This window comes from Vibrio sp. 1151_11 (assembly GCF_029478525.1).
Classification (GTDB): Bacteria; Pseudomonadota; Gammaproteobacteria; order Enterobacterales; family Vibrionaceae; genus Vibrio; species Vibrio anguillarum.
This window is the reverse complement of sequence record NZ_SHMN01000091.1, coordinates 1-827: the sequence shown is the minus strand read 5'-3', so window position 1 is coordinate 827 and position 827 is coordinate 1. Positions and strand designations below refer to the sequence as shown.

Annotated in this window: 2 protein-coding genes; both read right to left on the bottom strand. The window is 40.7% G+C overall.

Annotated elements, in window-relative coordinates:
• Positions 1-120: 120 nt before the first annotated feature.
• The gene (locus tag EXZ60_RS18910; RefSeq protein WP_168524166.1) at positions 121-405 is read right to left on the bottom strand and encodes an antibiotic biosynthesis monooxygenase; all 285 of its coding nucleotides are present in this window, start codon (positions 403-405) and stop codon (positions 121-123) included.
• 9 nt (positions 406-414) lie between these two features.
• Positions 415-801 (bottom strand): tautomerase family protein, encoded by a 387-nt coding sequence (locus EXZ60_RS18905; RefSeq protein ID WP_171375593.1) that lies wholly within the window; start codon positions 799-801, stop codon positions 415-417.
• Between the last annotated feature and the right edge of the window lie 26 nt (positions 802-827).

Below are 827 nucleotides of genomic sequence, written 5' to 3'. Positions count from 1 at the left end.
CTAACGCCCAATTAAGGGGTGAGCAACGCTACCACCCAACCTAAGGCATTGTGCCATAAACACTTAACTTGAAGTAGAAGCAAAAATGCCAAGCGTTGGGAATCCCTCTTAAATTGTTTGTTATACGTTCAGTTCCTCGATACTGTAACTGCGCTTTACATTGACTGTAACCTGCCCCCAATGTGATGCTTTGACTCTTTCCTGATGCAGTTCGAATGCTGATTTATCGACAAATTCTTCGTACACATTAAACCTATTTCGGTCATCTGTACTTTGAATCACCTCAAAGACGAGACACCCAATTTCTTGACGAGTGAGTTCAATATGCTTTTCTAACGCTGTAGTCACAACTTCTAGTTCATTCTCGGGAATTTCGATATACCCCGACAAAATAACCTTGCCCATTTTACCACCCTACACATTAACTTTGTATGTTAAGTCCGTGACATTGTCACCAGTCATGCCACGAAAACCCCAACAATGAGGTGGTTGCTCTTTAATTGTGATTTCAATATCTATTGGAGCGATACCAATGTGAGTTTCGATATTCTCGAAAAGAGCCTTAATTAGGGCTTTCTTAGTTTCAATTTCACGCCCTGCCATCATGTTAATCTCGATGACGGTATAGGCATCACTTCTACCCTCTGGGTAATAGAAATCTGATTTGTCTAGGGAGACGATTCTATGAGCACGTTTGCTTTCAGGAAGCCCTAAAACCTGAGTCATAGATGCTTGAATTACATCAGATAATTGAGCTTTGATCGGATTTAAAAGCTCTTTAATTCCATATATTACTACCACCGTTCCTCCTTTGAACGTATAACGCC